Annotated in this window: 8 protein-coding genes; 2 read left to right on the top strand and 6 right to left on the bottom strand. The window is 44.1% G+C overall.

Annotated features, from left to right (window positions below):
- Both V7D75_RS05000 and V7D75_RS04995 read right to left on the bottom strand, forming a co-directional pair.
- On the bottom strand, positions 1 to 1,060 hold a 1,060-nt coding region (locus V7D75_RS05000), incomplete at its 3' end, for a phosphoribosyltransferase domain-containing protein (protein ID WP_442968919.1).
- 42 nt (positions 1,061 to 1,102) lie between these two features.
- Complete coding sequence (locus tag V7D75_RS04995) at positions 1,103 to 2,266, bottom strand: ATP-grasp domain-containing protein (RefSeq protein ID WP_333613663.1); 1,164 nt, start codon at positions 2,264 to 2,266, stop codon at positions 1,103 to 1,105.
- A gap of 302 nt (positions 2,267 to 2,568) precedes the next feature.
- On the opposite strand from V7D75_RS04995, the gene V7D75_RS04990 reads away from it, so the two are divergent.
- A complete protein-coding gene (locus V7D75_RS04990) occupies positions 2,569 to 3,822 on the top strand; it encodes a TerD family protein (RefSeq protein ID WP_333613662.1) in 1,254 nt (417 codons plus the stop codon).
- Between the two features lie 106 nt (positions 3,823 to 3,928).
- Here the strand turns inward: V7D75_RS04990 and V7D75_RS04985 are convergent, their stop codons facing one another.
- The 3 genes from V7D75_RS04985 to V7D75_RS04975 all read right to left on the bottom strand — a co-directional run bounded on the left by V7D75_RS04985 (position 3,929) and on the right by V7D75_RS04975 (position 6,193).
- Entirely contained in the window at positions 3,929 to 4,537 is a 609-nt protein-coding gene (locus tag V7D75_RS04985; protein WP_333613661.1) for a TerD family protein, read from the bottom strand.
- Positions 4,538 to 4,664: 127 nt separating this feature from the next.
- Positions 4,665 to 5,417 (bottom strand): TIGR00266 family protein, encoded by a 753-nt coding sequence (locus V7D75_RS04980; protein ID WP_068408074.1) that lies wholly within the window; start codon positions 5,415 to 5,417, stop codon positions 4,665 to 4,667.
- 200 nt (positions 5,418 to 5,617) lie between these two features.
- Positions 5,618 to 6,193 (bottom strand): TerD family protein, encoded by a 576-nt coding sequence (locus V7D75_RS04975; RefSeq protein WP_068408073.1) that lies wholly within the window; start codon positions 6,191 to 6,193, stop codon positions 5,618 to 5,620.
- A 327-nt stretch (positions 6,194 to 6,520) separates the two neighbouring features.
- Here V7D75_RS04975 and V7D75_RS04970 point away from each other — a divergent pair, with 327 nt between their 5' ends.
- Positions 6,521 to 7,180 carry a 7-cyano-7-deazaguanine/7-aminomethyl-7-deazaguanine transporter gene (locus V7D75_RS04970; RefSeq protein ID WP_333613660.1) on the top strand — a complete coding sequence of 220 codons (660 nt, stop codon included), beginning with the start codon at positions 6,521 to 6,523 and terminating at the stop codon, positions 7,178 to 7,180.
- 145 nt (positions 7,181 to 7,325) lie between these two features.
- Here the strand turns inward: V7D75_RS04970 and V7D75_RS04965 are convergent.
- A partial coding sequence (locus V7D75_RS04965) for a DUF475 domain-containing protein (RefSeq protein WP_333613659.1) occupies positions 7,326 to 8,028 on the bottom strand: 703 nt, incomplete at its 5' end.

The following is an 8,028-nucleotide window of genomic DNA, read 5'->3' as shown; positions in this document are numbered from 1 at the left end:
TTTGGGTTTGCGTCTCAAGCCATTCAGCCAATAAAAACGGCAACCAAACAAACTCATTACTGCCCAATACTAAAATCCGCTGTGGCAATTGCTCATTGTCAAACTGTTCTTTCTCAAATTGGGCTCGCTGATTAAAAACGTTAAAAGCAGTTTGAAACTTCAAAAGGTAATTCTCAAAGCCATCGGTGCTGTCAAGGGTTGGGAATCGTCCCCAGTTGCCAGTATCGCCTAGCGCATGACTGCCAGCCTCAGTGGTATCGACCGATGGCATCGTAATCGGCTCAGGATTAGGCGCGTCCGTCCATGTCCATGCACCTGATAACAAGTGATGACGTTGAAACTTGATATTAGGCAGGCGTTTTGCGATTTGGTCAGGCACAGCGTCATCCGAGTCAGCTGTATCCTGATGCTGATGTCGTTCCTGATTTAAGGACCAATCCACCAGAGTGGTCAGATGGACTTGCTCTAATTGATCAAGTCCTGCGTTACGTAAGGCTGTGACGACATTGACGCAAGTATTGCCCGTTGACGCTTCATCATCCACCATAATCAAGGTTTTGCTCGCTAGTAGCTGCGCTTGGGTCACTGTATCTGCACTTTGATAAATTAAGTGCTGGCTGGCATGACTGTGATCCTCGCTAAACGTAGTCAATAAACAATGAGTGCTCTTGTCATGATTGCCATCATGTTGCGCATGACGGGTAGAGTTCAATAATAAAGCACTGAGGTAACGCGTTTGAAGCGCTTGATGTACCCCAGCAGATAAGCCAACGGCAGTTTCTGCCATACCGATGACCAAAATGGGCTCAGGCAAATCATCTGGTACTAGGTTTGCCAAATCCGTAAAAGCATGACGCATGGTGCTAGGCGCGACTGGGATATGGCGACCTAAGACTTTTGAGACGAATAAAAATGCGCGTTTTGGATTGATACGCTGCGCAAATCCAAGCAAGTCTTCTAGCTCGTAGTTTTTACTGTCACCGCTAAAATTGGTTTGATAAGTTAAATCAAGAGTGCCGCGTGGTAAGTTAATGGTCGTGCTGTGTTGCTTATTTGGCATTTATTTTCCTTTGGTCTTACAATTTTTTGTCTTTATTTTTACTTACTCGCTAGCATTTTCTGCTTCAATCTTCACGCTAACCATAATTGAGCGTACTTGGCACGGCATGATTTGCTGTGCAATATCTGCAAGCTTTGGCTTAGCGGTTAAGCCAAGCCAATAGCCAACTGCAACTTGTGTTAAATCAATACCGCTATGAGTGGTGTAACCGATACCACCAGAGGGGCGACTATTAATCTCAAGTACGCGGTGCTGCCCGTCATCATCGGCTTTGGTTTGTACGCTGACGATACCATCACAGCCAAACGCTTTAATCAGTGGAATGACGACATCCATCACCGCTTGCTCATAACCGATATGCTGGATTTTCCCCGTTTTATAACGGGTGATAGCCGCCAACACTTCGCCGTATTCACAGACGACATCGATAGAGTACTCTTGCCCTGATAAATAAGGCATCAATAGCATGGGAATAGGGCGCTCCTGCACCATGATACTATTGGCATAGGCATTGATAAATTGCGTGGTATTGATTTTTTTCTCTTCGGTAAAGTATAAATGTTCAAAGCTATCGTATCGTGCGTCAGCTTCCTTGTCGGTATCAAGTCGCCAAAACCCTTGGGCAAAAATACCAGTGACCGGTTTGACGCATAAAGGCTGATGACCGTGCCTAGCAAGGAGTGATTCAAGCTCTGCGACATTATCAAAGCGCCACGCTTCGGCGACGGGAATATCATGCTCATGACACTGCTGCATAAAGGCAAACTTATCATCTATCGCTTCTAACGCCGCCACACTCGTCGCGCCAGTCAATAAACGAATACCCGCCGCCTCGAATGCCTGACGATGCGCTTCATAATCAATGCCATTGCGCCCCGTGAGCAGCACTTTAACGTTGTTGTTTTTGGCTTGCTCTAAGACAAACTGCCAACGCGGCATCAATGGATCAGCAGACTCAAGCTCTGCTTGCTCATCGCTATCTGTGGCACTTGCAGAAGGTTCATAGTAAACGCTATCGGCAAATTCAAAAATCTCAGGTCTATTATGACGGTGTGAAGCAATAATGTTAAATGGCGTCTCAGATTGGGCTTTTAATGCTTGTAGGCTGGCGAGCATATCGCGCTGGCTTGACTGACCTTCAGCTAACCAAACGGCAGATGGCGTAGTAGACGTTGTATAAAGGCTTTCGTTAGCAGAAGTTTTCATGATTTTCTCAGCGTTACTAAAATTTATAGAGTGGAGCAACTAGAATTGAGTTTTGAAGAGGGTCGGTCGTTAAGCGCGTTATCATACTGCCTAAAATAGAGGCTATTATATACAAATGCTAAGCGCTATAAATACTACTGACAAAATAACGTTAAGGATTTGTAAAAATGTTTTTGCAGGCTTGTTAACGCCTTGTTGAACTGTGCCGTGCGCTGTAAAAATTAGCTGTTTTCCATGCTACTATAGGGCGATAGCCAACAGCACCCATATTAACAAATAATAAATAACCTAAGGGATAAATGATGAGTCAACCTCAACAACTGATTGCTGGTGCCAATGCGCCGCTGCCAACGGACAATATCAGCATCCGTATTTTAAGCCAAAGCGCCATCGATTGTGCCGCTTATCGCCTGACGACTGACGGTAAAGTACGCGGCGATGGCGACATGATATTTTATGGGCAGACGCGTAGCGATGATGGCAGCGTCAGTTTCCGTGGTCATGATAGCGATGGATTTTTTGATATTAACTTACCCGCGCAGCCAGCGAGTATTGACAAGATAGCCCTTGCGTTTTCTAGTGCGCAAACACTGGCGCAAGTCGGCGATGTGGATATTCAAGTCTTACAAGGCAGCCAAGTGCTGATGACTTGTCAGTTAAGTGCTGCTGGACGTAATGAAAAAGCCATTATTTTAGCGGAATGTTACCGCCGCCAAGGCAGTTGGAAGTTCCGTTTTATCGCCCAAGGTTTTGAAGGTGGCTTAAAGCCGTTGTCTGAGCATTTCGGTGTTGAGATTGCCGATGAAACGCCAGCTCAAGCTCAACCAATCAATACGCAAAAGCCAATCAACACGCAAAAAGCGGGTAGTGCGCCGCAAACAACTACGCCGCCGCCAATTCCTAGCGCTGCTCAAAATCCGTCAATTAATCTCAGTAAAATCACCTTAACCAAGAACCAATCTAGCATCAATCTAAAGAAACGCGATGATTTTGGTAAAATCTCTGTCAACCTTAACTGGAATCAGCGCCCAAATAGCGATAAATCAGCCCCCAAAAAAGGCTTGCTAGGCGACCTATTTAAGCAGCATAAAGCTAGTGGTATTGACCTTGATGTTGGAGCGATGATTCATCTGAAAAATGGCGAAAAGACGCTGATTCAGGCCTTGGGCAATCGCTTTGGTAACTTACAATCAGCGCCTTATGTGTTGCTTCGTGCCGATGATAGAACCGGACAAGTCAGCGGCGGTGAGTGGCTCGATATCAATGGGCAACAGTGGTCGCAGATTGAAGAAGTCTTTATCTTTGCTTTTATTTACGAAGGTGTACCAAATTGGGCGCAAACCGATGGCGTTGTGACCATTCATGTACCCGAGCAGCCACCGATTGAAACTCGTTTGACAGAAGGCACAGGTAATTTACCCATGTGCGCGATTGCGCGTTTGGTCAATCAAAACGGCAGTATTAACGTCGAACGTATCAATCAATATTTTCAAGGTCACCAAGAAATGGACAAAGCCTTTAATTGGGGCTTTAGCTGGAAGCGTGGGCGTAAATAAGTGCTTTAAGAGTATTATTTAATAAAAAAAGTCAGCCCGTCTACTGTAATAGACGGGCTGATTGCTTATAGATTACTAACAGTCTTACAAGTGGAGCTGCAATGAATTAAGCATGCGGCGTGATAGCAGGCATCAAATCATGAAAGGTACGACCAGAAGCAGTTTCGCCAATGGCATGCATTTTCCACTCGTTATTATGACGATAGACTTTTGCCATAATCATTGCGGTGTGTCCACCTTGCGCTGATAAATTGTAGCGGGCAACTTCCTGATTGTTATTGGCATTAACGATGCGGCAAAAGGCGTTTTCTACCGTTTCAAAGGTCTGACCAGTAAAGCTATTGACCGTAAAAACCAGTGACACTACGTTTGCTGGCACTCTTGATAAATCAACGTTAATGACTTCATCATCACCATCGCCATCACCTGTGCGGTTGTCACCCGTATGGACGATACTGCCATCTTTTGACTTAAGCTGGCTGAACCAAATCGCATCGACCGCTTGTTTATTGGAATCAAACATAATGCAGGAAGCGTCTAAATCGATCGAGTCGCCGCCCGTGCCGCCGCCAAATAACTTGCCTAAAAAGCCACCTTTTTTCTCTTGCTGTCCTTGGAAAACATCCCAACCTAAACCCAATTTTACTTGCGTAAGCTCGCCGCCAGCTTCTTTGCTGAGGGAGATTTTTTGACCCTTTTGTAAACTAACTGCCATGGTAAAATCCTTATAATAATTGTGAGGGGATTAATGAATTTTTAGTGCGTTTTTTTAGTTTTTCATTTCTGCGCTGTTTTAGAGCTTCAATCTTAGCGATAACTTTAATGATAGAATGCAACTTCAATTATAAAATATTATCTAAAAAACCACCGCTGCCACCGCGACCGCCTGAGCTGGTACCTAAGATGCTTTGTAACCAGCCTTGATAGCTGTCACGATTGCGCGAGCAGATGATGACTTTGCCTGTTCCTGAGAAGTTTAAAACCATGCCTTCGCCACTGGTGACCGAATTGATAATATTACTCATGATGCCTTTTTTTTTGCTGGTCGATACCGAAAGCTTATAATCAAGGTTTGAATCCCAGCAGACCACGTGGCCGTTATCAATAATAACGTCTTTATCAGGCGTCACATCAATCTCAAATAGCGAACCAAAACCTGACACCACTACCTGACCTTGACCTTGGGTTTGCATCACCATAAAGCCGCCCGTATCACCAAAAACCGCACCGCCGAGGTTACGCTGGATATTGGCTCTGATATCGACGCCCGTTTGAGCGGCAACGAACGCGCCATCGCTCAAGGTGTATTGCTGCGCGCCGCAATCGATAATTTGCATATCGCCATCAAGCGTCGGTGCTAGCAAACAATCACCTTCGCCATTGACGGCTTCAATCTGCTGTTGGAATAAGGATTCATCGTTGGCAAAGCGGCGCATCAGTGATTGCATAAGACCGCCTTGTAGCTTACCTTTCAGCTCAAGGTTCGACTCCATCATCACCATGGCATTGGCTTCACAATAAATAGAATCGCCTTTTTTTAAGTTACAATGCAAAAAAGGTTCAATGGTGCCGATTAAGCTAAACGTCGCTGCCATAAGCTGCAAATCCTTATTCTAAAATTTTTAAATGCTTCGTTTTCTATAAAAATCATCGTTGTTAATTTAAGCCCGCCAATTACATTTAAAGCCATCAAATGCTATGAGTAGACACACTTGATGGCTTATTAACTATCGCAATCAAATAGTCGATTGCGATAGTGGTTTCGGTAGTCGTCTTACAAATATCTTATAGAGCGTTAAACGTTGACGCCATAAGAAGAGGCTAATGGGCCTAGACCACCACTAAAGCCTTGACCAACAGCGCGGAATTTCCAGTCGCCGTTATGACGATATAACTCACCAAAAATCATCGCTGTCTCAGTGCTACCATCTTCTGATAGGTCATAACGGGCGATTTCGGCTTGACCATTATCATTGACCACACGGATATAAGCGTCGCCGACTTGACCAAAGTTTTGGTTACGCGCTTGACCTTCATAAATGATGGCGCAGATAGCGACTTTGCTGACGTCAGCGGGTATGCTAGCAAGGTTGATTTTGATTTTCTCATCATCACCGTCGCCTTCGCCTGTACGGTTGTCACCTGTGTGCTCAACCGCGCCGTTGTCCGACTTTAGATTGTTAAAGAAAATAAAATCTTGGTCATTACGCACTTTGCCTGCTTCGTTTACCAAAAAGGCAATGGCGTCTAAGTCAAATTCTTGACCGTCAGTAGCGCGTGGATCCCAGCCAAGACCAACGGTAATGTTGGTTAAGCCTGGAGCTTCTTTTGATAAGTTTACGTTGCCGCCTTTTGTTAAGCTAATAGCCATATAAATATCCTTTGGATTAATAATTAAGTGGATTTGATTTTCTAAAATAAAAATAGGGCAGTCATGTTATTTACGCGTAAGTATTTCAGCGTAAAAAGGTCAATAAATCGACCTGTACGCCATAACCTGCCTATCATTACGTTTTACTATACTAAGCGTTTGCTTACTAAGCAAGGCGTATTTTGTGTGCCTATCTGACAGTTATATTTTTGCTTATATAAGAGGATGTTACGAGCATGTCTGACCTATTTTAGCTATTTATCTTATTATCATTTATAATAGCGCGCTCAGGTTCCCTCCACCCTGACTCAAAAAAAGGCCTCCTTTATGAATACCTGTATCATTTCGACCAATCCCGCTTCATCCATTCTTTATAGCCGTGCTTTATTTTGGCTTGTCAGCCTGCATATCTTTATCATCGCCATTAGTAATTACTTAGTGCAAATACCGGTCGGGCTATTTGGCTTTATTACCACATGGGGCGCGGTAACTTTTCCGTTTATCTTTTTGATTACGGATTTGACCGTACGCATCTTTGGTCAACATCTCGCTAGACGCATTATTTTCTTTGCCATGCTGCCAGCGCTCGTCATTTCTTACTATTTTTCGGTGGTATTTGCTGATGGACAGTTTGTTGGTCATGAGCATCTGCTAGATTTCAATTTATTTGTCTTTCGCATTGTCCTTGCCAGCTTTAGCGCTTACGTCATTGGACAGCTGTTAGATATTAAAGTCTTTAATAAGTTGCGCCAGCTTAAAACGTGGTGGATTGCACCCCTAGCATCGACGTTTATCGGTAATCTGGTCGATAGCTTTTGCTTTTTTGCCATTGCTTTTTATAAAAGCCCAGACGCTTTTATGGCAACGCACTGGGTTGAGATTGGCGCGATGGATTATCTGTTTAAGATAGTCATGGGTGTGCTCATCTTTTTACCTTTATATGGTGTGATATTGGCAAAATTGCAAAAGATGCTCGCTGATAAGTAGAGCGAAAACTAATAGCCTAAGCTAATCCCTGCTCACAATTCTATTCTTCATAGCCACTATAAAAAACAGGTCATAACCAATAATGGTTATGACCTGTAATTTAATAATCTGAATAAGTCTAAGTATTACGTTGACAATTATTGCGTTATTCAAGCGCTTGGCGTTTGCGATAATTGAGTGACGCGACAAACGCCCAACCAATAAAGGCAATACCAATCAGACCAGTGATAATCTCTGGTACATGGAATTTCACCGACAATAGCATAATAATGGCTAAAGCGCCGATGGCATAATGCGCGCCGTGTTCGAGATAGACAAACTCATCAAGCGTGCCTTTATCAACTAAGAAAATAGTCATCGAACGCACGAACATCGCACCGATTGCTAGACCGAGCATAATTACGATAACGTCATTGGTAATCGCAAAGGCGCCAATCACGCCGTCGAAGCTGAATGAGGCATCAAGGACTTCTAGGTATAAGAAGCCGATAATACCACCTTTCATAATCGCACTCGTTGCTGCGCCTGAGCCAGCTTCAGCGTTTTCTAAGTCTTCTTCAAGGTCACCTTCTAGCATACCTGAAACCACTTGGACGCCAAGGTATATTAAGATACCCCAAACGCCTGCAATCAATACCGCGGCTGACTGCTCAGGGTTGGCAAATGATACCGCAATCATCAATACGATAAGCGCGACAAATACGCTCATGGCATCGACTTTGCCCAGTTTGACCAAGCGGCTCTCAAGCCAATCAAACCAATGTACTTCTTTATCATCAAAGATAAAGTTTAAGAACACGAGTAATAAGAAAATGCCACCAAAGGCTGAGATTTCAGCATGGTGCGCC

It is taken from the genome of Psychrobacter sp. (genome assembly GCF_036731945.1).
Lineage (GTDB): Bacteria > Pseudomonadota > Gammaproteobacteria > Pseudomonadales > Moraxellaceae > Psychrobacter.
The sequence above is the reverse complement of the archived record's forward strand: the minus strand, read 5'-3'. Positions and strand labels throughout refer to the sequence as shown.